The sequence below is a fragment of the Acuticoccus sediminis genome (genome assembly GCF_003258595.1).
In the GTDB taxonomy this organism is placed as follows: Bacteria; Pseudomonadota; Alphaproteobacteria; order Rhizobiales; family Amorphaceae; genus Acuticoccus; species Acuticoccus sediminis.
In genome coordinates, this window is sequence record NZ_QHHQ01000001.1 from 1,805,780 (window position 1) to 1,827,818 (window position 22,039).

Genomic DNA, 22,039 nt, shown 5'->3' on the forward strand with positions numbered 1-22,039 from the left:
CCTCGTCGTCTTCACCGTCATGCCGCGCACGAGGACGCCCGTCGCGGCATGACCTGGCAGCACGGTCGAACGCGACCTCAGAATGCTGCGCGCGGGTCGTGCTTTGCGAGGCGGGCGAGGAGGCCGTCCACCTCGGCCTTCGTCGTGTCGTTCATCTTCGGGCCCGGAACGCGCAGGTTGGCGTGGGCGATCGCTCCACGGCGCATCAGCACGTACTTGCGCACCGCAAGGCCGATGCCGGATTGGTGCTCGTAGCGCAGGAAGGGAAGGTGCGCGTCGAAGAGCGCGTGCATGCCCTCGTTGTCGCCCGCCTGGTGGCGCTTCACGAGGTCGACCAGCATGTCCGGGAAGGCGTAGCCGGTCATCGCGCCGTCCGCGCCGCGCTCCATCTCGAAGTCGAGGAAGAGGCCGCCGTTGCCGCACAGGATGGAGATGGGACGCATCTCGCCCTTCGCCTGCCAGCCGCGCAAGGTCGAGATCTTGTCGAGACCCGGCCAGTCCTCGTGCTTCAGCATCACGCAGGAGGGGTTCTCCTCGACGATGCGGCGGATGACTCCCGGCGACATCTGCACCGTCGTGACGAGCGGGTGATCCTGCAGCACGAACGGCACGTCGGCGCCGATCTGCGCGACCGACTGCGCGTAGTAGCCGGCGATCTGGTCGTCCGTGCGCATCGCGGCGGGCGGCGTGATCATCACGCCCGCGGCGCCGGCGTCCATCGAGGCGCCCGAAAGCGCCTTCATCGCCGCGAAGCCCGGCGCCGAGACGCCGACCACCACCGGCTTCGTGAACCGCGCCAGCACGCGCTGCACGATCGCGACGGACTCCTCCGGCGTCAGCTTCGGCGCCTCGCCGAGGATGCCGAGGATGGTCAGGCCGTCGACGCCCCGATCGAGATAGAAGTCGCACATCGTGTCGATCGAGGCGTAGTCGACTGCGCCGTCCGGCAGGAACGGCGTCGGCGCGATGGCGTAGACGCCCTTGGTGTCTGTGCCGAACATCAGCCGCGGCCCGCCTTGAATGCTGCGTAGCGGGCCTTCGTCTCGTCGTTCATCGGATAGAGGCCGGGGAGGGGGACGCCGCGCTCCACCTCGGTCACGATCCACGCCTCCATCTTTTCCTGCTCGACAGCCTCGGCGACGACGTCGCCGACGAGCGCCTGCGGGATCAACACCGCGCCGTCCGCGTCGACGACGATGACGTCATCGGGTACGACGCACACGCCGCCGCAGCCGATGCTCTCCTGCCACCCGACGAAGGTCAGGCCCGCGACCGACGGCGGGGCCGCCGCGCCCGAGCACCACACCGGGAGCCCGGTGCCGAGCACGCCGTCGAGATCACGCACCACGCCGTCGGTGACGAGGGCCGCCACGCCGCGCTTCTTCATCCGCGCGCACAGGATGTCGCCGAAGATGCCGGCGTCGGCCACGCCCATCGAATCGACGACGGTGATGCAGCCCTCGGGCATCGCCTCGATGGCGGCGCGGGTGGAGATCGGCGAGCCCCAGGATGCGGGCGTGGCGAGATCCTCGCGCGCCGGGACGAAGCGCAGCGTGAAGGCGGGGCCGACGATGCGCGGCTGGCCGGGCCGCAGCGGCATCGCACCGCGCAGCCATACATTGCGCAGGCCCTTCTTCAGAAGCACCGTCGTCAGCGTCGCCGTCGTGATGCCCTTCAGCGTCTCGATGGTATTGGCGTCGAGCGTCATGGTCGTCCTCTCTCGTCTGGTGGGAAGGTCAGATGCTGGGAATGTATCCGCCGTCAACGCGAATCACGCTGCCGGTGATGTAGGACGAGCGGGTCGAGGCGAGGAAGGCGACCGTGTCGCCATATTCCTGCGGGTCGCCGTAGCGGCCGAGTGGGATCGAGCCGGTGCTCTCGCTGACGACGTCCGCGACCGGCCGGCCCTCGCGCTCGGCCTTCTTCTCGTCGAGGAAGGTAATGCGCTTGGTGGCGACGCGGCCCGGCAGCACGATGTTGCTGGTGACGCCGTCGCGGCCCACCTCCGCCGCCAGCGTCTTCGACCAGCCGACCAGGGTGGCGCGCAGGGCGTTGGAGAGGCCGAGATTGGGGATCGGCGCGACGACGCCGGACGAGGTGGAGGTGATGATGCGACCCCACTTGCGCTCGCGCATCCCCGGCAGCACGCGGTCGGTGATGGCGAACACCGAGACCACCATGGAATCGAAGAACTTGCGCCACGTCTCGGCGGATTGGCCGGCGACGCCGCCGGGGGGCGGACCGCCGGTGATCGCGACGAAGATGTCGACCGGTCCGAGCTCCTTCTCGACCGCCGAGACCCTGGCATCGACGCTGGCGATGTCGGCGATGTCCCAGGTCAGCGCCGTCGCCGTGCCACCCGCGGCGCGGATCGCCTCGACGGTGGCGCTGGCGGCCGCCTCGTCGATGTCGGCGACGGCGACGCTGGCGCCTTCCGCGCTCAGCGATCGGGCGATGGCGCTGCCGAGCCCGCCCCCCGCGCCCAGCACCAGGGCAACCTTGTTGTCGAGGCCAAGATCCATGACGTTCTCCCAGATTATGCACTCCCGCTAGCGGCTCAGGCGCAGCAGAAAAAGTGCGCCTAACTTTCTTCAGGGCGAACAAAAAGTTTGGTATGGGCGGGGATGGACACCCGCTTCCTCGACACCTTCCTCGCCGTTGTCCGCCGCGGCTCACTGGCCGACGCCGCCCTGGAGCTCGACATCACCGCGACCGCCGTCGCACAGCGAATCCGCACGCTGGAAGCCGAGCTCGGCGTCAAGCTTCTCGAACGGGCCGGGCGCTCGGTGCGGCCGACGGAAGCCGGGTACGCCGTGGTCGACCGTTCGGCGGCGCTGCTGAGGGTCCTGCGCGAGCTGCGAACCGCCGTGCGGGGCGGCGAGATCATCGGCAAGCTGCGCGTCGGCGCGATCTCGACGGCGCAGACCGGGCTCTTTCCCGGCGTGCTGGGGCGGCTGTCGCGGCAGCACCCGGGACTGGAGGTGGTCCTCGAACCCGGGACGTCGAGCGAGCTCTACGCCAAGACCCTGGCCGGCGAGGTCGACGCTTCGGTGATCGTCAAGCCGGGCTTCGTGCTGCCGAAGACGGTGGAGTTCCACTCGTGGCGCTCGGAACCGCTGGTGCTGCTCGCACCGCACGACGAGACCGTACGCGACGCCATCACGCTCCTCGAAACACGGCCATTCATTCGCTACGACCGGCGGCAGTGGGGCGGGCGGCTCGCGGCCGACTACCTCGACCGCCGCGGCATCGTCCCGGCGCAGCGCTTCGAACTCGACGCGCTGGAGGCGATCGCGGTGATGGTGGACGGCGGGCTCGGCGTTTCCATCGTGCCGGAGTGGGCGGGTCCCTGGCCGGAGGGGCTGCGGCTCAATCGCATCGACCTGCCGCCCCCGGTGCCGGTGCGCGAGCTGGGGCTCCTGTCGCTCCGCGGCACGGCGCAGATGCACCTCATCCGCAAGCTCGCCGAGACGGCGCTCGACGCGAACGACCTCGCCCGCGGCGCGGGTGCGGCGCCTCAGCCGTAACGCTGGCGCAGCGTCTCGATGTAGTGGTCGCGGGAGGGGGCGAGGTGGGCCTTGCAGAGCGCGACGAGACGGTCGCGGTCTTCCTTGCGGATCGCGTCGATCATTTCCCAGTGCGCGTTGGCGGCCCAGTCCTGATAGGCCCGGTCGCTCACCGCGATCGAGCGGTATGCGTGTGACTTCTGCGCGAAGAGGGTGATCGCCTCCAGCAATGCGGCGTTGCCGCAGTGGCCGAACAGCGCGCGGTGGAAGGCGATGTTGCTGCGGAAGACACCGCGGCGATCCTGCGCGGCGACGGCCGCCGAGTGCTCGCGCTGGATGCGTTCCAGCTCCTCCATCGCGTCCTGCGGGAGCGGGAGAGGGATACAGGACGCGGCCTGGCCCTCGAGCAGCTCGCGCACGTCGTTGAGGTCGGCGACCTCCTTGGCCGTATAGAGCCGCACGACGGCGCCGCGGTTGCGCGGCCGTTCGACGAGGCCGAGGCGCTCGAGCACGATGATCGCCTGCCGCACGATGTGACGCTTCACCCCGAACTGCGCGGCAAGCTGCTCCTCGATCAGCCGCTCGCGCGGGTGGAGGCGGCCGAAGACGATCTCTTCCTCGAGACGGTGGGCAATCTCCAGGGCGATGTCCTCGCCGTTGCGGCGCGGCGCGTCTTCGTTGATTTCCGCCGCGCCGGTGCGCGCCGCGTCCGCCATCACATCCCTCCGACAGGTCTACTCGGTGCCGCCCGTCGTGACCTGCTTTCCAGCCGTAGCGCGCTTCATAGATCGACCCAGCCAGCCGAACAACGGCGTCGCCTGCAATGCGGACAGAAGTGCAATCGCAAGCAAGGTGGCGGAGATCGGGTTCTGGAGGAAGATCATCCAGTTGTTCTGGCCGATCAGCATAGATTGCTGCAACGTCGTGTCGAGGATCGGGCCGAGGATGAGGCCGATCACGAGCGGCGGCGTCGGGATCTTGAAGGCATCGAAGGCGAGCCCCAGCATCCCGAAGGCGATCATCAGGCCGATATCGAACATCGAGTTGTTGATCGCGTAGGCGCCGATGACGGACAGCACCACGATGACCGGGCCGACGACGCGGTTGGGGATCCTCGTGACGGCGACGCACGCGCGCGTGAACAGGATCCCGACCGCGAACAGCGCGACGTTGGCGAGGAGCACCGCCCACAGCAGCGTGTAGGTGACATCGCCGTAGTCCGTCATCAGCGACGGGCCGGGAAGGATGCCGTGCACCATCAGCCCGCCGAGCAGCACCGCCGTCGAGGACGAGCCGGGAATGCCGAGCGCGATGGTCGGGATCAGCGCGCCGCCGACGACCGCGTTGTTGGCCGCTTCGGGGGCGACGACGCCGGCGGGCGTACCCGTGCCGAACTCGGCCTTGTTCTTCGCGAAGCGCTTTGCCTCGTTGTAGGCAAACCACGATGCGGTGTCGCCGCCGGTCCCGGGGATGAGGCCGGTCACCACGCCGATGAAGCCGGAGCGGATGGAGTTGGGCAGGAGCTGCACGAACTCACGGCCCGTCGGCAGCATCCGGTCGCCGATATTGGACACACGCTCGCCGCTGCCCCGGTTGCCCTCGACGATGAGGCGAACGGCCTGCGGGATCGAGAACAGGCCGATCAGCGCGACGGTGAAGTTGATGCCCGAGAAGAGGTCGAGGATTCCGAACGTGAAGCGGGGCGTGCCCGTCGTCGGATCCATGCCGACGGTCGCCAGCAGCAGTCCCAGCGCGCCGGAGAACAGCCCCATGATGGTGGAGCCCTGCGACAGCGTGCCGATGATGGTGATGCCGAGGACGGCGACCGCGAAGATCTCGACCGGACCGAAATTGAGGACCACGCGGCCGAGCGCCGGCGCCACCGTCAGCAGCGCCACGGACGAGAGGAGGCCGCCGATGAGCGAGGCGGTCAGCGAAAGGCCGAGTGCCTTGCCGGCCTGCCCCTTGCGAGCCATCGGGTGCCCGTCCATCACCGTCGCGGCGGCCGCGGGCGTTCCGGGGGTGCGCAACAGGATGGCCGAGATGGAGCCGCCGTACATCGCCGCGAGGTAGAGCGAGGCGAGCATCGCGAGGCCCGTCTCGGGCCGGAACGAGTAGGTCAGCGGCAACAGCAGCGCGATCGCCATGGTGGCCGACAGGCCAGGCATCGCGCCGACGAACATGCCGATCAGCGCACCGGCGAAGATCGCCGCGACGTTGATCGGGTCAAGGACGTTGGCGAGGCCAATCCAGAGGAAGCCCTCCATACAAGATACCTCAAAAGGTCGGGAAGAGCGGGATGTTGAGCTTCAGGAACCAGACGAACACGCCGTAGATCACCGCCGAGACGGCGGCGATCGTCAGAACGCCGGGCACCAGACCGACCGGGCGCAGCGCGATCAGCGGCAGCGCCAGGAAGACCGGCGTTGCGAGCATGTAGCCGACGGTACCGATGGACCAGGCATAGACGACGATCAGGCCGAGGAAGGCCGCGCCGATGCCGATGTCGCGCCACGAGGTCGGCTCCGTCGCGGCGGCGTTCCCTTGCGCCAGGGCGGCGCGGCGGGCGAGCAGCGTCTGGCCGATGGCGAGCACGGCGAGAATGAGCACGACCCAGCCGAGGAGGTTGGGAAGCTTCTGCGCCGTCGGCGGGTAGCCCGAGGCCTCGTACCACATGAAGAGGACGAGGCCGATTCCGGCCAGCGCCGTCACAATGCGTCCCATCTGTCGATCTCCTGGAAGAACGGTCGACGGGATCGCCCCGTCGACCTGGGATGGGGACGTTATTGTGCCTGGACCTCGTCCTTGATCTCGGCCCAGATCTCCTTGTACTGGCCTTCCTGCGTCCTGAGCATCTCGGCGTAGGCGTCGCCCGAGATGAAGTCGATGTTCATCGCGCGCTCGGCGGCGGCCTTCTGGAAGTCCGGGTTGTCGACCACGCGCTGCATCGCGTCGATCATCTGCTGGCGCGCCTCGGCGGGGAAGTCCGCGGGGCCGCTGTAGCCGCGCGAGGAGCCTGCCACGAGGTTGTAGCCGAGCTCCTTGGCGGTCGGCACGTCCGGCAGGTCCGGCAACCGCTCTTCGGAGAACACGGCAAGCGCCTTCAGATTGCCCTCCTTGATCTGCGGGAAGGAGACGCCGACGTTGGTGAAGCTCGCATCGATCTTCCCGGCCATGGCGGCGGTCCACGACGGCCCGTCACCCTGGAACGGCACCTTCTGAAGCTTGACGCCCGACTCCTTCTCGAACTGCAACGAGGTGAAGTAGTCGTCACCGCCGACGCCGGAATTGCCGACCGTCACGGTGCCGGGGTTCTCCTTCGCGGCGTTGACGAAATCCTCGAACGTGTCGAACGGGCTGTCCTTGGCGACGACGGCGATGCCCGGATCGGTCACGATGTTCGCAATCGGGGTGATCTCGTCGATCGTGTAGGTGATCGACGGGTTCATGATGTAGTTGGTGGTCAGCATCGGCGTGTTGGTGATGCTGATCGTCGCCCCGTCGGGCTTGGTCTGCTTGGCGAGGCGCGTCCAGGCGATCGCGCCGGTCGCACCCGGAATGTACTCGTTCACGAAGTTCACGCCGAGTTCCTTGGCGAGATACGGCTGGACGAGCTGCGCCAGCGCATCGGACCCGCCGCCGGCCTTGAAGCCCTGCATGACCTTGACGTCGTCGGCCGGGTAGTCGTCCGCCATCGCGGGCGTCAGCGCCGTGCAGGCGAGAGCTGCGGCTGCCACGAGCGCCATGTTCGAGCGATTCATTCGTGTCCTCCCAAAGGTCTCTGAAATTGCGCAAATCCTTGCACTTGCGGGCCAGCAGACACTGGCTGCCGGAGCTTGTCAAATGTATTGTTGACAATCTTGTGGCCGTAACGGTTGATGTGCTCCTGAACGGTAGGTGGAACGATGGTCGACGACGCAGAACGTGGATTGAAAAAAGGCCTGACGAGCTACGGAGATTCGGCGTTCTCGCTGTTCCTGCGGAAGGCCTTCATCAAGGGGATGGGCTACTCGGACGACGCGCTCGACCGGCCGATCGTCGGTGTCGTCGACACCTTCTCCGGCTACAACGCCTGCCACGCCAACGTGCCCGACCTGGTGGAGGCGGTGAAGCGCGGCGTGCAGCTCGCGGGGGCGCTGCCGGTCCCGTTCCCGACCATCTCGATCCACGAGAGCTTCGCGTACCCGACGTCGATGTTCACGCGGAACCTCATGTCGATGGACACCGAGGAGATGATCCGCGCCCAGCCGATGGATGCGGTCGTGCTGATCGGCGGCTGCGACAAGACGGTGCCCGCGCAGCTGATGGGAGCGGCGAGCGCCAACATCCCGGCGATCCAGCTCGTCACTGGGCCGATGATGACCGGCAGCCACCGGGGCGAACGCGTCGGCGCCTGCACCGATTGCCGCCGCTTCTGGGCGCGCTATCGGGCGGGCGATATCGACGACCAGGAGATCGCCGAGGTCAACACCCAGCTCGTCCCCGGCGGCGGCACCTGCGGCGTGATGGGGACGGCCTCGACGATGGCGCTCGTCACGGAGGCGCTCGGCATGATGGCGCCGGGCGGCGCGACGCCGCCGGCGGTGTCCGCCGACCGCCGGCGCATCGCCGAGACCAGCGGCCGGCTCGCCGTGCAGATGGCCGCGCAGGACCTGACGCCGGACAAGATCATGACGCAGGAGGCGTTCGAGAACGCCCTCACGGTGCTGCTCGCAACGGGCGGGTCCACCAACGGCATCGTCCACCTCGCGGCGATTGCCGGGCGTGCCGGACTGAAGCTCGACCTCGATCAGTTCGACCGGATGGGGCGCGACATCCCTGTCCTCGTCGACCTGAAGCCGTCGGGCCAGAACTACATGGAGGATCTGCACCGGGCGGGCGGCCTGCCGACGATCCTGCGCGAACTGAAGGACCACCTACATCTCGACTGCCTGACCGTCACCGGCCGCACGCTGGGCGAGAACATCGACGAGATGCCGGGCGGGTGGACGCAGTCGATCGTCTCGCGGATCGACAAGCCGCTCTATCGCGAGGGCGGGATGGCGGTTCTCCGCGGCAATCTGGCGCCCGGCGGGGCGATCGTTAAGCAGTCCGCCGCCAGTCCCGACCTGATGACGCACCGCGGCCGCGCCGTGGTCTTCTCCTCGGTGGCCGACATGGGCGCGCGGGTGGACGACCCGGACCTCGACGTGACGGCCGACGACATCCTCGTCCTGCAGAACGCCGGTCCGAAGGGGGCGCCGGGGATGCCGGAAGCGGGCTACATGCCGATCCCGAAGAAGATCGCGGCGGCGGGCGTGAAGGACATGGTGCGCATCTCCGACGCGCGCATGAGCGGCACCGCCTCCGGCACGATCGTCCTGCATGTCACGCCCGAGTCCTACGAGGGCGGGCCGCTGGCGCTGGTCAGGACCGGCGACATCATCGCGCTCGACGTGCCCAATCGGACGCTGACGCTGGAGGTGTCGGACGAGGAGCTGGCCGAGCGGCGCAAGGCGTTCCTCGCACCGGTCCACGACGGCTGCGACCGCGGCTACAAGAAGCTCTACATGGACACGGTCACGCAGGCCGATCAGGGCTGCGACTTCGCCTTCCTGATCCCGCATCCCTCCGGTTCGGTTCCCGGAGCGAAGTAACGCCTCCGCCGCGACCATCCGAAGCGCCGGGCCGACGGACGGCCCGACACGAGCCACGGTCCCAGAGCCGCCGCAGCAGGGCGGGTGCCCGGCTTGTGCCGCGAACGGCAACTGCGCGGACCGAGCCGGCTCGTTCAGCCTCGCCGAAGTGCGACATCAGGCGCCGCGACGTTTGCCGCGGCCTCTGACGGCGGCCCGCTTCTTCGCACAAAATATCGGGAGGCATACGGAAGCCGTGACACGGTCGCCGCGGCGGTGTTCTGCAGCGCAGCACGCTTCGGGTCCGTCGGTCCGTCGCGGTGGAGGCCATCGAGGTGCCTGAGGAGTGCGGACTGGAATCAGGTGCGCACCAGCGCGCGCATTTCATCGTGACGCATGAGGTGTGCACGGTTGTCCAAGTATATTCGACAACCAAAAGATGAAAGATGGCGGGCGAGTTGGCTAGCCCGCTTGGGGCAGCGGGTGCGAAGCGAGAGCCGGACCGTGGCTCGACCGCTGCGGTCGCGAGCTGGCGGCAAGGGCCAGCGGAAGTAGAAGATACCGTGCCGGGAAGGGGACAGATAGGCGTCCAGCTTCATCCGTGTGCCTCACTTGTGTGGCACACCCGCTTGGCTCGCGACTAAGTCCTGGAACTTCCGGGGATTGGTGGAGCCAAGGGGAGTCGAACCCCTGACCTCTTGAATGCCATTCAAGCGCTCTCCCAACTGAGCTATGGCCCCCCGTCGGTGAAGGCGCTGATAGACCACTCAGCGCCTAAACGCAACACTAGTGTTCGTCGTCGTCGTCGCCGGATCCCCGGACAACGTCGGACACCTCGTCGTCCTCGTCCTCGTCATCCACAAGAACGTCGTCGTCCGCGTCCACCGTCACGTCGTCGTCGTCGCCGACGTCGATGTCGTCGTCGCTCACCTCGTCGTCCGACGAATCGTCGTCAGCCTCCTCCAGAGGGACCATCTCGACGCCCTCGTCGTCGGTCTCGGTCTCGTCGTCTTCGTCATCTTTGGGGCGGGCGGTCTCGCGGCGCGTGGCGAGGAGGCCGGTCGCGAAGAGGGCAGCGCATTTGGGGCACGTGATCGGATCGCGGTTGAGATCGTAGTACTTGGCCCCGCAATTGGGACACAGCCGCTTTGTGCCGAGTTCGGGTTTGGCCAAGGACAAGCTCCGCTAGCGTCGAGAAATTCGATGATTTTCGATTGAGGCGTGGCCCATGGCACACCTCACGCCGCAATGTAAAGCGTCTAGTTGAGATGAAAACGGGGTGGCGACGAGGCTGGATCGAAGTCGCGCGACTGCCTATGAGGGCCTCAGACGGAGCGAACGAACTATGAGCGGCACGAGGCGAGCAGCAAGCGCACACGGCGGAGGGGCGCTGACGGGGGACGTCCGCGTCCCCGGCGACAAGTCGATTTCCCACCGCGCCCTCATGATGGCGACCCTCGCGGTCGGCCGGTCCCGCATCGACGGACTGCTGACCGCCGAGGACGTGATGGCGACCGCCGCAGCCATGCGCGCGATGGGAGCCACCATTGCGATGGACGGCGAGCAGGTCGTTGTGGACGGCGTCGGACTGGGTGCGCTCGCCGAACCGGAGACGGTCATCGACTTCGGCAACGCCGGCACCGGCACGCGGCTCACCATGGGCATCGTTGCCGGCCACCCGATCGCGGCGACCTTCGTCGGCGACGCCTCGCTGTCGCGCCGGCCGATGGGGCGCGTCGCCAATCCGCTGCGCGAGATGGGCGCGCTCGTCGTCGCCCGCTCCGGCGACCGCCTGCCGCTGTCGATTCGCGGACCGCAGACACCGGCGCCGATCGAGTACCGCCTGCCGGTCGCCTCGGCGCAGGTGAAGTCGGCGATCCTCTTCGCCGGCCTCAACGCGCCCGGCGAGACCACGGTGATCGAGCCGGTGCCGACCCGCGACCACACCGAGCGCATGCTCGCAGCCTTCGGCGCCAAAGTGACGCGGACGCCGTCGCCGGACGGCCTCCGGATCACCGTCACCGGCCGCCAGCCGATGACCCCCTGCGACGTCACCGTCCCGGCCGATCCGTCGTCCGCGGCCTTCCCGATCGTCGCCGGCCTCATCGTGCCGGGGTCGGAGCTCCTCGTGCGCGACGTGATGCTGAACCCCTCGCGCACCGGCCTCATCACCACGCTGATCGAGATGGGCGGCGAGCTCACCGTCGAGAACGAGCGCGACGCCGGGGGCGAGACGATCGCCGATATCCGCGTCGTCGCGAGCCGCCTCAAGGGCGTGACGGTGCCGGCCGACCGCGCGCCGTCGATGATCGACGAGTATCCGGTGCTGGCGGTCGCGGCGGCGTTCGCCGAGGGCACCACGCGCATGGAGGGGCTCGAGGAGCTCCGCGTGAAGGAGAGCGACCGGCTCGCGGCCGTCGCCGCGGGCCTCGCCGCCAACGGCGTCCCGCACGCGACGGGCGAGGACTGGCTCGAGGTGACGGGGCGCGCGGCGCGCATCGGCGGCGGCACCGTCGTCACCCACCTCGACCACAGGATCGCGATGAGCTTCCTCGTGATGGGCCTTGCCGCCGACACGCCCGTGACGGTGGACGACGCGTCCGTTATGGAAACGAGCTTTCCCGGCTTCGTGGAGCTGATGCGGCGCATCGGCGGAACGATCGAGGTGGAGGCATGATCATCGCCGTCGACGGGCCGGCCGCGTCCGGCAAGGGCACGCTCGCCAAGCGTCTCGCGGCGCAGTACGGGCTTGCCTACCTCGACACCGGCCGGACCTATCGCGGCGTCGCGCTGGCGATGCGGCGGGCGGGCGCCTCGTTCGAGGACGTCACCGCTGCGGTCGAGACCGCGCGGCGGATCGACTTCGACGCGCTCGAGGATCCGGAGATGACGAGCACCGAGGCGGGCGAGGGCGCGTCGCGGATCGCGGTGATGCCGGACCTGCGCGCGGCGCTGGTGGAGCGCCAGCGCGCCTTCGCCGAACGGGCCGCCCGCGAGGGGAGGGGCGCCGTGCTCGACGGGCGCGACGTCGGCACCGTCATCCTGCCGGACGCGACGGTGAAGCTCTTCGTCACCGCCGATGTCGCCGAGCGTGCCCGCCGCCGGGCGCTGGAGCTCTACGGCATCGCCCACGGACCCGAGTTCGACGCGCTTCTGGAGATGCTGCGCCGGCGCGATGCGCGCGATTCGGGCAGGGCGGCGAGCCCCCTGAAACAGGCGCCCGACGCCTACCTTCTGGACACGACCGACATGGATGCAGAGGCCGCATTTTCGGCCGCCGTCAGGGTTGTGGAACGGGCGCTGGTCGCATAAGTATCGACTTAGCGAAGACCGCCTATGGCTGACTTCGCTTTTTGCGCTTGGCGCCGATTTTTCCGGCCGAGCGCCTTGCAACAAAAGCGCCCCCGCTGATGGACCGCGGCGACCACCGCCCGGCGGGTGCTCCGATCAACACCAACCACGCCGCCGCGCCGTGAGGCGCATCCGGAGATTGAATGAGCTTATCAACCCCAACCCGTGACGATTTCGCGGCCCTCCTCGAGGCGTCGCTCAACCAGACCGAAATGGCCGAAGGTTCGGTCGTGAAGGGCACCGTCGTCGGCTTCGAGAAGGACCTCGTCGTCATCGACGTGGGCCTGAAGGTCGAGGGCCGCGTTCCGATGAAGGAATTCGGCGCCCGCGGCGAAGAGGAAGACGTCAAGATCGGCGACGAGGTCGAGGTCTACCTGGAGCGCGTCGAGAATGCGCTCGGTGAGGCCGTCCTCTCCCGCGAGAAGGCCCGCCGCGAAGAGTCGTGGGTCCGCCTGGAAGCCGCGTTCGAGAAGAACGAGAAGGTCACCGGGAAGATCTTCAATCAGGTCAAGGGTGGCTTCACCGTCGATCTCGATGGCGCTGTCGCCTTCCTGCCGCGCTCGCAGGTTGATATCCGCCCCGTGCGTGACGTCACCCCGCTGATGAACACGCCGCAGCCGTTCCAGATCCTCAAGATGGACAAGCGCCGCGGCAACATCGTCGTCTCCCGCCGCGTCGTCCTCGAAGAGACCCGCGCCGAGCAGCGCCACGAGATCGTGCAGTCCCTCGAGGAAGGCCAGATCATCGAGGGCGTGGTCAAGAACATCACCGACTACGGTGCGTTCGTCGACCTCGGCGGCATCGACGGTCTGCTTCACGTCACCGATATGGCCTGGCGCCGCGTCAATCACCCGACCGAGATCCTCTCCATCGGCCAGTCCGTGAAGGTCCAGGTCATCCGGGTGAACCAGGAGACGCACCGCATCTCCCTCGGCATGAAGCAGCTACAGGCCGACCCGTGGGAGGGCATCGAGGCGAAGTACCCGATCGACGCCCGCTTCACCGGCCGCGTCACGAACATCACCGACTATGGTGCGTTCGTGGAGCTGGAGCCCGGCATCGAGGGTCTGATCCACGTCTCCGAGATGTCCTGGACGAAGAAGAACGTCCATCCGGGCAAGATCGTCGCCACCTCCCAGGAGGTGACTGTGATGATCCTCGAGGTCGACGCCCAGAAGCGCCGCATCTCGCTCGGTCTCAAGCAGGTCATGGACAATCCGTGGGAGGCGTTCCTCGACGCCAATCCTCCGGGCACCGCTGTCGAGGGCGAGGTCAAGAACAAGACCGAGTTCGGTCTGTTCATCGGCCTCGAGAACGACATCGACGGCATGGTCCACCTCTCCGACCTCGACTGGAACCGTCCGGGCGAGGAAGTCATGGACGACTACAACAAGGGCGACGTCGTGAAGGCGGTCGTGCTTGAGGTCGACCCGGAGAAGGAGCGCATCTCGCTCGGCATCAAGCAGCTCGGCTCCGACCCGTTCACCGAGGCGGCCGAGGGTTCCGAGGTGCGCCGCGGCGCGATCGTCACCTGCGAGGTGAAGGAAGTGAAGGAAGCCGGTCTCGAGGTCCAGATCGTGGGCACCGAGCTCTCCACCTTCGTCCGTCGCTCCGAGCTGGCGCGCGATCGCAACGACCAGCAGCCCTCGCGCTTCTCGGTCGGTCAGCAGTTCGACGCCCGCGTCACGCAGTTCGACCGCAAGGCGCGCCGCGTGCAGGTCTCCATCAAGGCGCTCGAGATCGCCGAGGAGAAGGAGGCCGTCGAGCAGTACGGTTCGACCGACTCCGGCGCATCGCTGGGCGACATCCTCGGTGCCGCGCTCCGCGCCCGGAACACCGACCAGTAAGGGTCGATCCCTTCGCAATCACGAGAAAGGCGGGCTTCGGCCCGCCTTTTTTGTTGGCCCGTTGCATTTGCCGGTCGAACGCACCGGGAGTCGCTTCCGCGCCCGCCCGTCCCGTGCGATGGCCCGTCGCGCAACCGGGAGGACCAGCATGAGCGCCGACGAGACGAACTGCCTGTTCTGCCGCATCGCGCGGGGCGAGATCCCGGCGGTGACGGTTCACGCCGACGAGCGGATCGTCGCGTTCCTCGACATCTCGCCGATCCGTCCCGGCCACGTGCAGATCATCCCGCGCGCCCACCACGACTATTTCGACGACCTGCCGGCGGCGCTCGCCGCCGGGATCCTGGCCCTCGGGCAGCGTCTGGCGAAGGCGCAGAAGGCAGCCTACGGGGTCGAACGGGTGAGCTTCTTGTTCGCGGGCGGCGATGTGCGCCACGCCCACGCTCACCTCGTGCCGATGGTCGAGCCGACCGACATCACCTCCCGGCGCTACATCGCCGAGGAGAGCCTGACCTTCCGGACACTGCCGCACCCCGGCCAGGCGGCGCTCGACGAGGTCGCGGCCACGCTGCGCTTCCACCTCGCCCGGCTCGGTTGAGGGGACACTTCGATTGGTCGGCCGCCGCCGGCGTCGCGCCGGCCGCGGCCTTTCGCGGTGCGGGTCAGGCCGCCTTGCTGGTCGACCGCTTCGCCTTGCCGGAGGGCTTGCGCTGGCTGCCGTGCGTCTCCCCGATCTCGTCTTCGTCGTCGTCCGCCTCCATCTCGGCGTTCTCGCCCGGAGGGGCGTCGTCGTCGGACTCGGCGGGCTCCGCGGCGGTGCCGCGGGCGGCGGCGTTGAGCGTCCCGGTGGCGAGTTTCGTCAGCTTCCGGTCGGCCGCGATCTCCTGGTCGCGGATCTGCGACAGCATGGACGCGGCGTCGGCGTGCCCCAGCGTCTCCGCCCATGAGACCAGCGTGCCGTAGCGGGCGATCTCGTAGTGCTCCACCGCCTGCGCAGCGGCGGCGATGGCGGCGTCGCGGACCGCGTCGTCCGCGGACTCCTCCATCAGCTCCTGCGCCTCGTCGACGATGCCGTTGATCGCGTCGCAAGTGACGCCCCGTGGGCGCAGGCCGAGGCTCTCGAACACCTTCGTCAGGGTCTCGATCTGGCCTTCGGTTTCCTCCCGGTGGGCCTCGATGAGGCTGGCCAGCTCGTCCGAGGCCGCCTTGCGCTGCATCGCCCGCATGCCCTTCAGCGCCTTCTTCTCAGCGTAGTAAACGTCGCGAAGCGTGTGGACGAACAGGTCGTCCATGGTTTTCATCGCCATCACCATCCTCCACGCGGACCCCAGGCCGCGCCTCTGAATGGCCGAGCCCGTTCGCGCGTTCCTTTCTTAATCTCGGTCAAAGGCGGCGGTGGTTCGCATGGCCGTTGCGTGGCGAAAATGCGTGACTATCATCAGCCGCAACTAAAATAATCCGGGAGGAAATTATGGAGAATGCAGCCCGCGTGCTGGCCTCCGCGGCGGCGCTCGGCACCGTCTTCGTCGCATTCCCCGCCGCCGCGCAAGCGCCCGGCGCGTGCGAGGCGATGGAGCAGGTCGTGATCGACGGCGCCGACGTCACCTCGGCCCGCGAGATCGACGCCGCCAACGGCCTGCCCGCCTACTGCGAGGTGCGCGTCACCGCCCGGCCGGCCATCTCCATCGAGGTGCGTCTGCCGCTCGAGGGCTGGTCCGGCAAGCTCTACCAGACCGGCTGCGGCGGGTTCTGCGGCATCCTCGGGCGCGCCGACTCCGGCGCCGGCGTCATCAACGCCATGCGCCCGGGCCTCGAGAAGGGCTACGCCACCGCGACCTCCGACAGCGGCCACCACGGCCTCTCGGTGGTCGATGCCACCTTCGCGGACGCCAACCCCCAGGGCGAGCGCGACTGGGGCTGGCGCTCCATCGGCGAGACCAACCGCGTCGCCAACGCGCTCATCGAGGCGTTCTACGCCGCCCCCGCGAGCGCGGCCTACTTCCAGGGCTGCTCAACCGGCGGCCGCATGGCCCAGCGAGCCGCGCTCACCTACCCGGAGATGTTCGACGGCATCATCGCCGGCGCCCCGGCGATCGACTATCCGGGCCTCGTCGGCACCGCCTTCTCCTACTTCCTCCAGGCCAACGCGGACGAGGACGGCAAGCAGATCCTGAAGCCCGGCAAGGAGAAGCTCATCGGCGACGAGGTGATGGCCCAGTGCGACGAGGTCGACGGCACGAAGGACGGCCGCATCGCCGATCCGCGGCAGTGCAAGGTGGACCTCTCGTCCATCGCCTGCACCGGCGAGTCGGGCGACGACTGCCTGACCGAGGCCGAGCTCGAGGTCGTCGCGAAGTGGCGGGCCGGACCCCGCAACGCGGCCGGCGAGCAGCTCTATCCCGGCGGGATTCCCGAAGGGTCCGAGCCGTTCTGGAGCCTCTGGCTGACCGGCAAACCCGGCGGAGCGCCGCTGATGACCCCGTTCGCCACGTCGTTCGGCCAGTACATGGCGTTCCCGACCGACCCCGGCCCGACATGGTCGCCGCTCGACTTCGACTTCGAGAAGGATCCCGAGGCGATCTCGATCATGAACAGTGTCTACAACGCCGACGACCCCGACCTCTCGGCCTTCATCAAGGCCGGCGGCAAGATGATCGTCTACCACGGCTGGGCCGACCCGCTGGTGACGCCTTACAAGACGGTCGACTGGTTCGAGAAGGCGTCCGCCGCCGCGGGCGGACAGGAGACGCTGGAGGACAATGTCCGCCTGTTCATGATTCCAGGTATGGACCATTGCGGCCTGCAGCCCGGCCCCGGCGGGATCAGCCAGGCCAACCTCGACCTGCTGACGCCGATCGAGGCGTGGGTCGAAGAGGGGAAGGCCCCCGACGGCGTTCTAAAGGACTGAGAACGTTCGCCCTCTGGCCGGGTTCGGCTGGAGGGCGACGGTCCGTCTAAGATACTACGAAGGCGCCGGAAGGGCTGAGTGTTTCGCTCAACTTTTAATCTGCGACAAAAATTGTACGCCGCGCGCGCAGATTCCCGGGAACAAAAGCCCGCGCAGAGGACTTCACAGGGAGCCACTTGATCGTTCGTCCCGCTGGGAGGTGCCCCCTGATGTCAACGGAAAATGGATCGCCGCGTCACTTCGTCAAGGCCGCGATGAGCGCTCCCTACCTCGAGCGGGACGAAGAGCACGACCTGGCCGTCAAGTGGCGCGATGACAAGGACGAGATGGCGCTGAGCCGGCTGACCGCCGCCCACATGCGCCTCGTCATTTCGATCGCCTCGCGCTTCCGCCACTTCGGTCTGTCGATGGGCGACCTCATCCAGGAGGGCCATGTGGGCCTTCTGGAGGCGGCCGCCCGGTTCGAGCCGGAACGGAACGTCCGCTTCTCCACCTACGCGACATGGTGGATCCGCGCGTCGATCCAGGACTACATCCTGCGCAACTGGTCGATCGTGCGCGGCGGGACGTCCTCGACCCAGAAGGCGCTGTTCTTCAACCTCCGCCGCCTGCGCGCCAAGATGGCCCGCAACGGCACGGGCTCGCCCGATGCGGCGATGTACGAGGAGATCGCCAACGCCGTCGGCGTGTCGAAGGCGGACGTGGAGCTGATGAACTCGCGCCTCTCCGCGCCCGACACTTCGCTGAACGCCCCGGTGATCGAGAGCGACTCGACGGCCGCCGACCGGCAGGACTTCATCCCCTGCGACGCGCCGCTCCAGGACCAGACCGTGTCGGACCAGATCGACACGGACCGCCGCGCCCGCTGGCTGGAGGACGCGCTGCACGAGCTCAACGACCGCGAATTGCGGATCGTGCGGGAGCGGCGCCTCACGGAGGAGGGCGCGACGCTGGAGTCGCTCGGCGAGAAGCTCGGCATCTCCAAGGAGCGCGTGCGCCAGATCGAGAACCGCGCGCTGCAGAAGCTCCGCTCGGCGCTGCTGCGCGACCATGAGCGCCAGGTGTTCGTGAACTGAGCGACGCCCCGGCGTCCGCTCGGGCGCCCGGCACCGCCGGTCGCGCAACGCGTGCGCGATAGATATCGGATCGCCGTGGCGATCCCTGCTCACAAGCCGTTCCGGCGCCCTCGCCGGGACGGCTTGTCCCGTTTGGCCCTTTCGCGCGGGCGGCATCCCATGCGGCCGGAGGGCGGCGGCTACGGGTGCTTCTAGTCGGCGGTTCCGGCCGTTAGAGTGCCGGCGAACCTGATCCCTTCCAGAGGGCCTGTGCGGGTGCCGCTCTGTCGCGCGGCGGCCGCGGGCGCCGTCGAGACGAAGGCGCCCCGCCGATGAGCCCGTCCCGGAGAACCGAGCGCGTATGGATGTGATCGTCTGGTCCGTGGTGGCGCTCTCGCTGAAGGTCGCGCTGGTGGCGACCGTCGCCTCGCTGCCGCTGGCCCTCGTCGTCGCCGTCGTGCTCTCGCGCCTGCGGTTTCCCGGCCATGCCCTTCTGAACGTCGCGGTCCATCTGCCGCTGATCCTGCCGCCGGTGGTGACGGGCTACTTCCTCCTCGTCCTGTTCGGCCGGCGCGGGCCGATCGGCGCCTGGCTCGCCGACATCGGCATCGTCTTCGCCTTCAACTGGACCGGCGCGGCGCTGGCGGCGGCCGTCATGGCTTTCCCGCTCATGGTCCGCTCCATCCGCCTCGCCGTCGATGCGGTGGACGTGCGCGTCGAGGCGGCCTCGCGCAATCTCGGTGCCGGCCCGGCGGCGACCTTCGCCTTCGTCACGCTGCCCCTCATCGCGCCCGGAATCCTGGCCGGCATGGTGGTCGCCTTCGCCAAGGCGCTGGGCGAGTTCGGCGCGACGATCACCTTCGTGTCCAACATCCCCGGCGAGACGCGGACGCTGCCGCTCGCCATCTACACCGAGCTGCAGGTGCCGGGCGGGGAAGAGCGCGCCCTCGTCCTCGTTGCCATCTCGGTCGGCATCTCGGTGGTGGCGCTGCTCGGCTCGGAGATCCTCGCGACCCGCACGGCGCGCTGGGTCGGCGGTCAATGAAGGTTGCGGTGCGTCTCGTCCGCCGGGCGGGCTTTCCCATCGACGTCGCGTTCGAGGCGTCGGGCGGCATCACGGCCCTGTTCGGCCGCTCCGGCGCGGGCAAGTCCACCGTCATCGCGATGATCGCGGGGCTGGAGCGGCCGGAGGCTGGACACGTCTCCGTCGGCGACCGGGTGCTCTTCGACTCTGCGAGCGGGCGCAACGTGTCGCCCCATGCGCGGCGGACCCCGGTGGTGTTCCAGGACGGACGCCTCTTTCCGCACCTCACCGTCGCGGGCAACCTCGCGTTCGCGCGGCGCTTCGGCGGCGGCAGGCCCGCCGCGCTGGAGCCGATCGTCGAGCTTCTGGGCATCGGCCCCCTCATGCGCCGCCGGCCGGGGCGGCTCTCCGGCGGCGAGAAGCAGCGCGTCGCCATCGCCCGCGCGCTCGCGACGTCGCCCGACATGCTCCTCCTCGACGAGCCGCTGGCGGCGCTCGACGAGGCGCGCAAGGCCGAGATCCTGCCCTATCTCGAGCGTCTCCGGTCCGAGACCGGCCTGCCGATGATCTACGTCAGCCACGCCGTCAGCGAGGTGGCACGGCTCGCCGACCGCGTCGTCATGCTGCGGGACGGCAGGAGCGTGGCCGCCGGTCCCGTCGCCGAGGTGTTCGCCGACGCGTCGGCCGCCGCCATCATGGGCCCGCGCGACGCCGGTGCCATCCTCGAGGGGACGGTCGCGCGCCATCACCCTGCGGACGGGCTCACCGAGGTCACCCTGTCGTCGGTCCCCCTGATGCTGCCGCTGGTGTCCGCCGCGCCGGGCACGCGGGTCCGCCTGCGGCTACGCGCGACCGACATCATCGTCACCACCGGCCCGACGGAGGGGATGTCCACGCGCAACGTCATGCCCGCGCGCGTCACCTTCGTGCGCGAGGGGGAGGGGCCGGGCGCGCTCGTCGGCCTCGTCTGCGGCGAGGACCGGCTCATCGCGCGCCTCACGCAGCGCTCGGTGCGCGAACTGGGCCTGACGCCGGGCGTCGCCTGCGCGGCGATCCTCAAGGCGATCGCGGTGCCTCCGGAGGACGTGACCGTCCTCGGCTGACCGTCCCATTGTCGGGTCAGGGTCGAAGCGCAAGATTATGATCATGGCCGTTTCGGGTTCGCCGGCGCGGCATCGTCATATCGTTGAGTGCCGGGGACCAGATGTTTCACCACCCATCCTTCGACGCGCACGAGCGCGTCCTCTTCGCCTCCGACGAGACCGCCGGCTTCCGCGCGATCATCGCCGTACACAACACGGTGCGCGGTCCGGCGCTCGGCGGCTGCCGCGTCTGGACCTATGCGGACGACGATGCCGCGCTGACCGACGCGCTGCGCCTGTCGCGCGGGATGAGCTACAAGTCGGCCATGGCGGACCTGCCGCTGGGCGGCGGCAAGTCGGTGATGATCGTGAAGGAGCGCGGCGCCGCCACCCCGGCGATGTTCGAGGCGCTCGGCCGCGCGATCGCGGACCTCAACGGCAGGTACATCGTCGCCGAGGATGTCGGCTCCTCGCCGAAGGACCTCCTCAACGTGCGCAGGCATACCGCCCACGTGACCGGGCTCGACCCGGAGGACGGCGGCCGCGGCGACCCGTCGCCGACCACCTCGCGCGGCGTCTTCATCGGCGTCGAGGCGACGGCGAAGGCGGTCGGCTTCTCGAGCCTCGAGGGTGTCCACGTCGCCGTCCAGGGCCTCGGCAACGTCGGCTACGGACTCGCCCGGCACCTCAGGGACGCCGGCGCGCGGCTGACCGTCGCCGACATCTCGTCCGAGCGCGTCGCCATGGCCGAGAGGGAGCTCGGCGCGAAGGCCGCCCCCGTGGAGGCGATCGGCGAGGTCGAGGCGGACATCTTCTCGCCCAACGCCCTCGGCGCCGGCCTCAACGCCATGACCATCCCCCGGCTGAAGGTGCGCGCGGTGGCGGGCGGGGCGAACAACCAACTCGCCACACCGGCGGACGACGAGGCCCTCAGGGAGCGCGGCATCCTCTACGCGCCGGACTACGTCCTCAACGCCGGCGGCGTGATCAAGATGGCGGGCGAGTACTACAGGTGGGACGACGCCGAGGTCGACCGGCGTGTCGACGGCATCGCCGACCGCCTGTCGGAGATCTTCACCGAGGCCGCCCGGACCAGCCGCCCCACCGGCGAAGTCGCCGACCGTCTCGCGGAAGCACGCTTCGCCCGGCACTGACGCGCCGTTCCAGCAACCCCGTGGCACACGCTTCGCCGGATGATGGCGCGCGACATGCGCCCCGCCGCCCGTCGGCCTTCCCCCGGTTCGTTGGCGCCGTGGCGGCCCGGCGCCGTCAGTAGAAGGGCCGCACCTCGACCGGCGCGCGGCATGCGGAGACCGCCTTGCGGCCCCATTCGACCGCCTCGTCGAGGTCGGCGCATTGCAGCACCCAGAACCCGTCGACGAACTCGCCGGCGCGCAGGTAGGGGCCGTCGCTGACGGTGACCTCGCCGTCCGGGCCGGCGGCCAGCGAGCGGGCGAGAGGCGGCGGCCGCAGCCCGCCGACGAACACGCGGACTCCGGCGGCGACCATCGCCTCGTTCAGCGCGTCGATATCGCGGTGCATCGCCTCGTCGTCGAAGTCGGGCACGAAGCCGTCGGGCCGGTGAAGCGCGACGAGATACTGCGGCATGATCCGCTCCCCTGTGGCATGGGCGACCGTTCGCCCGTCAGCG

Annotated in this window: 21 protein-coding genes, 1 tRNA gene and 1 pseudogene; 11 read left to right on the top strand and 12 right to left on the bottom strand. The window is 69.0% G+C overall.

The window, feature by feature from the left end; translation table 11 throughout:
- Nucleotides 1–77: 77 nt before the first annotated feature.
- From DLJ53_RS07920 to DLJ53_RS07930, 3 genes are read right to left on the bottom strand one after another with little or no spacing between them, the layout of a single operon-like run.
- Nucleotides 78–1,004 (bottom strand): dihydrodipicolinate synthase family protein, encoded by a 927-nt coding sequence (locus DLJ53_RS07920; RefSeq protein ID WP_404801143.1) that lies wholly within the window; start codon nucleotides 1,002–1,004, stop codon nucleotides 78–80.
- Entirely contained in the window at nucleotides 1,001–1,708 is a 708-nt protein-coding gene (locus tag DLJ53_RS07925) for a ribonuclease activity regulator RraA (protein ID WP_111343786.1), read from the bottom strand. Before DLJ53_RS07925 ends, DLJ53_RS07920 begins: the two co-directional genes overlap by 4 nt.
- Nucleotides 1,709–1,736: 28 nt before the next feature.
- Nucleotides 1,737–2,522: an SDR family oxidoreductase gene (locus DLJ53_RS07930; protein WP_111343788.1), complete on the bottom strand. Its 786-nt coding sequence runs from the start codon at nucleotides 2,520–2,522 to the stop codon at nucleotides 1,737–1,739.
- A gap of 102 nt (nucleotides 2,523–2,624) precedes the next feature.
- Between DLJ53_RS07930 and DLJ53_RS07935 the strand changes: the two genes are divergently transcribed.
- Nucleotides 2,625–3,527, top strand: a complete 903-nt coding sequence (locus DLJ53_RS07935) for a LysR family transcriptional regulator (protein ID WP_111343789.1) — start codon at nucleotides 2,625–2,627, stop codon at nucleotides 3,525–3,527.
- On the opposite strand, the gene DLJ53_RS07940 is transcribed toward DLJ53_RS07935, so the two are convergent.
- Genes DLJ53_RS07940 through DLJ53_RS07955 form a run of 4 tightly spaced genes read right to left on the bottom strand, consistent with a single transcriptional unit; the run spans nucleotide 3,518 to nucleotide 7,267 of the window.
- Nucleotides 3,518–4,222, bottom strand: coding sequence for a GntR family transcriptional regulator (locus tag DLJ53_RS07940; RefSeq protein WP_111343791.1), 705 nt, complete (start codon nucleotides 4,220–4,222; stop codon nucleotides 3,518–3,520). The two genes, DLJ53_RS07935 and DLJ53_RS07940, sit on opposite strands and share 10 nt — an antisense overlap.
- 18 nt (nucleotides 4,223–4,240) lie before the next feature.
- Nucleotides 4,241–5,773, bottom strand: a complete 1,533-nt coding sequence (locus DLJ53_RS07945) for a tripartite tricarboxylate transporter permease (RefSeq protein WP_111343792.1) — start codon at nucleotides 5,771–5,773, stop codon at nucleotides 4,241–4,243.
- A gap of 10 nt (nucleotides 5,774–5,783) precedes the next feature.
- Complete coding sequence (locus DLJ53_RS07950; RefSeq protein ID WP_111343794.1) at nucleotides 5,784–6,230, bottom strand: tripartite tricarboxylate transporter TctB family protein; 447 nt, start codon at nucleotides 6,228–6,230, stop codon at nucleotides 5,784–5,786.
- 59 nt (nucleotides 6,231–6,289) lie between these two features.
- On the bottom strand, nucleotides 6,290–7,267 hold the full coding sequence (locus tag DLJ53_RS07955; protein ID WP_202913025.1) for a tripartite tricarboxylate transporter substrate binding protein: 978 nt from the start codon (nucleotides 7,265–7,267) through the stop codon (nucleotides 6,290–6,292).
- Nucleotides 7,268–7,411: 144 nt separating this feature from the next.
- Between DLJ53_RS07955 and DLJ53_RS07960 the strand changes: the two genes are divergently transcribed.
- On the top strand, nucleotides 7,412–9,142 hold the full coding sequence (locus DLJ53_RS07960; protein ID WP_111343795.1) for an IlvD/Edd family dehydratase: 1,731 nt from the start codon (nucleotides 7,412–7,414) through the stop codon (nucleotides 9,140–9,142).
- Between the two features lie 338 nt (nucleotides 9,143–9,480).
- Here DLJ53_RS07960 and DLJ53_RS36640 read toward each other — a convergent pair whose 3' ends face one another.
- The 3 genes from DLJ53_RS36640 to DLJ53_RS07970 all read right to left on the bottom strand — a co-directional run bounded on the left by DLJ53_RS36640 (nucleotide 9,481) and on the right by DLJ53_RS07970 (nucleotide 10,294).
- On the bottom strand, nucleotides 9,481–9,720 hold the full coding sequence (locus tag DLJ53_RS36640) for a DUF6538 domain-containing protein (RefSeq protein WP_425320956.1): 240 nt from the start codon (nucleotides 9,718–9,720) through the stop codon (nucleotides 9,481–9,483).
- Nucleotides 9,721–9,785: 65 nt separating this feature from the next.
- Nucleotides 9,786–9,861 (bottom strand) — tRNA-Ala (locus DLJ53_RS07965).
- A gap of 46 nt (nucleotides 9,862–9,907) precedes the next feature.
- A complete protein-coding gene (locus DLJ53_RS07970; RefSeq protein ID WP_111343797.1) occupies nucleotides 9,908–10,294 on the bottom strand; it encodes a TIGR02300 family protein in 387 nt (128 codons plus the stop codon).
- A 172-nt stretch (nucleotides 10,295–10,466) separates the two neighbouring features.
- Between DLJ53_RS07970 and aroA the strand changes: the two genes are divergently transcribed.
- From aroA to DLJ53_RS07990, 4 genes are all read left to right on the top strand, one after another.
- Complete coding sequence (gene aroA, locus DLJ53_RS07975) at nucleotides 10,467–11,798, top strand: 3-phosphoshikimate 1-carboxyvinyltransferase (protein ID WP_111343798.1); 1,332 nt, start codon at nucleotides 10,467–10,469, stop codon at nucleotides 11,796–11,798.
- Nucleotides 11,795–12,433 (top strand): (d)CMP kinase, encoded by a 639-nt coding sequence (gene cmk, locus DLJ53_RS07980; RefSeq protein WP_111343800.1) that lies wholly within the window; start codon nucleotides 11,795–11,797, stop codon nucleotides 12,431–12,433. Before aroA ends, cmk begins: the two co-directional genes overlap by 4 nt.
- 182 nt (nucleotides 12,434–12,615) lie before the next feature.
- A complete protein-coding gene (gene rpsA / locus DLJ53_RS07985) occupies nucleotides 12,616–14,319 on the top strand; it encodes a 30S ribosomal protein S1 (protein ID WP_111343802.1) in 1,704 nt (567 codons plus the stop codon).
- 148 nt (nucleotides 14,320–14,467) lie between these two features.
- Nucleotides 14,468–14,917 (top strand): HIT family protein, encoded by a 450-nt coding sequence (locus DLJ53_RS07990; protein WP_111343803.1) that lies wholly within the window; start codon nucleotides 14,468–14,470, stop codon nucleotides 14,915–14,917.
- Nucleotides 14,918–15,143: 226 nt separating this feature from the next.
- Here the strand turns inward: DLJ53_RS07990 and DLJ53_RS07995 are convergent.
- Nucleotides 15,144–15,626: pseudogene (locus DLJ53_RS07995) on the bottom strand (YciE/YciF ferroxidase family protein); the annotation flags it as partial.
- Nucleotides 15,627–15,790: 164 nt separating this feature from the next.
- Between DLJ53_RS07995 and DLJ53_RS08000 the strand changes: the two are divergent.
- The 5 genes from DLJ53_RS08000 to DLJ53_RS08020 all read left to right on the top strand — a co-directional run bounded on the left by DLJ53_RS08000 (nucleotide 15,791) and on the right by DLJ53_RS08020 (nucleotide 21,542).
- Entirely contained in the window at nucleotides 15,791–17,227 is a 1,437-nt protein-coding gene (locus DLJ53_RS08000) for a tannase/feruloyl esterase family alpha/beta hydrolase (RefSeq protein ID WP_111343805.1), read from the top strand.
- Between the two features lie 209 nt (nucleotides 17,228–17,436).
- Nucleotides 17,437–18,303 (top strand): RNA polymerase factor sigma-32, encoded by an 867-nt coding sequence (locus tag DLJ53_RS08005; protein WP_111343807.1) that lies wholly within the window; start codon nucleotides 17,437–17,439, stop codon nucleotides 18,301–18,303.
- Between the two features lie 340 nt (nucleotides 18,304–18,643).
- On the top strand, nucleotides 18,644–19,327 hold the full coding sequence (modB, locus tag DLJ53_RS08010; RefSeq protein WP_111343808.1) for a molybdate ABC transporter permease subunit: 684 nt from the start codon (nucleotides 18,644–18,646) through the stop codon (nucleotides 19,325–19,327).
- Nucleotides 19,328–19,335: 8 nt separating this feature from the next.
- A complete protein-coding gene (gene modC, locus DLJ53_RS08015) occupies nucleotides 19,336–20,409 on the top strand; it encodes a molybdenum ABC transporter ATP-binding protein (protein ID WP_342353585.1) in 1,074 nt (357 codons plus the stop codon).
- A gap of 101 nt (nucleotides 20,410–20,510) precedes the next feature.
- The gene (locus DLJ53_RS08020; RefSeq protein WP_111343812.1) at nucleotides 20,511–21,542 is read left to right on the top strand and encodes a Glu/Leu/Phe/Val dehydrogenase family protein; all 1,032 of its coding nucleotides are present in this window, start codon (nucleotides 20,511–20,513) and stop codon (nucleotides 21,540–21,542) included.
- Between the two features lie 115 nt (nucleotides 21,543–21,657).
- On the opposite strand, the gene DLJ53_RS08025 is transcribed toward DLJ53_RS08020, so the two are convergent.
- Complete coding sequence (locus DLJ53_RS08025) at nucleotides 21,658–21,996, bottom strand: YciI family protein (RefSeq protein ID WP_111343813.1); 339 nt, start codon at nucleotides 21,994–21,996, stop codon at nucleotides 21,658–21,660.
- Between the last annotated feature and the right edge of the window lie 43 nt (nucleotides 21,997–22,039).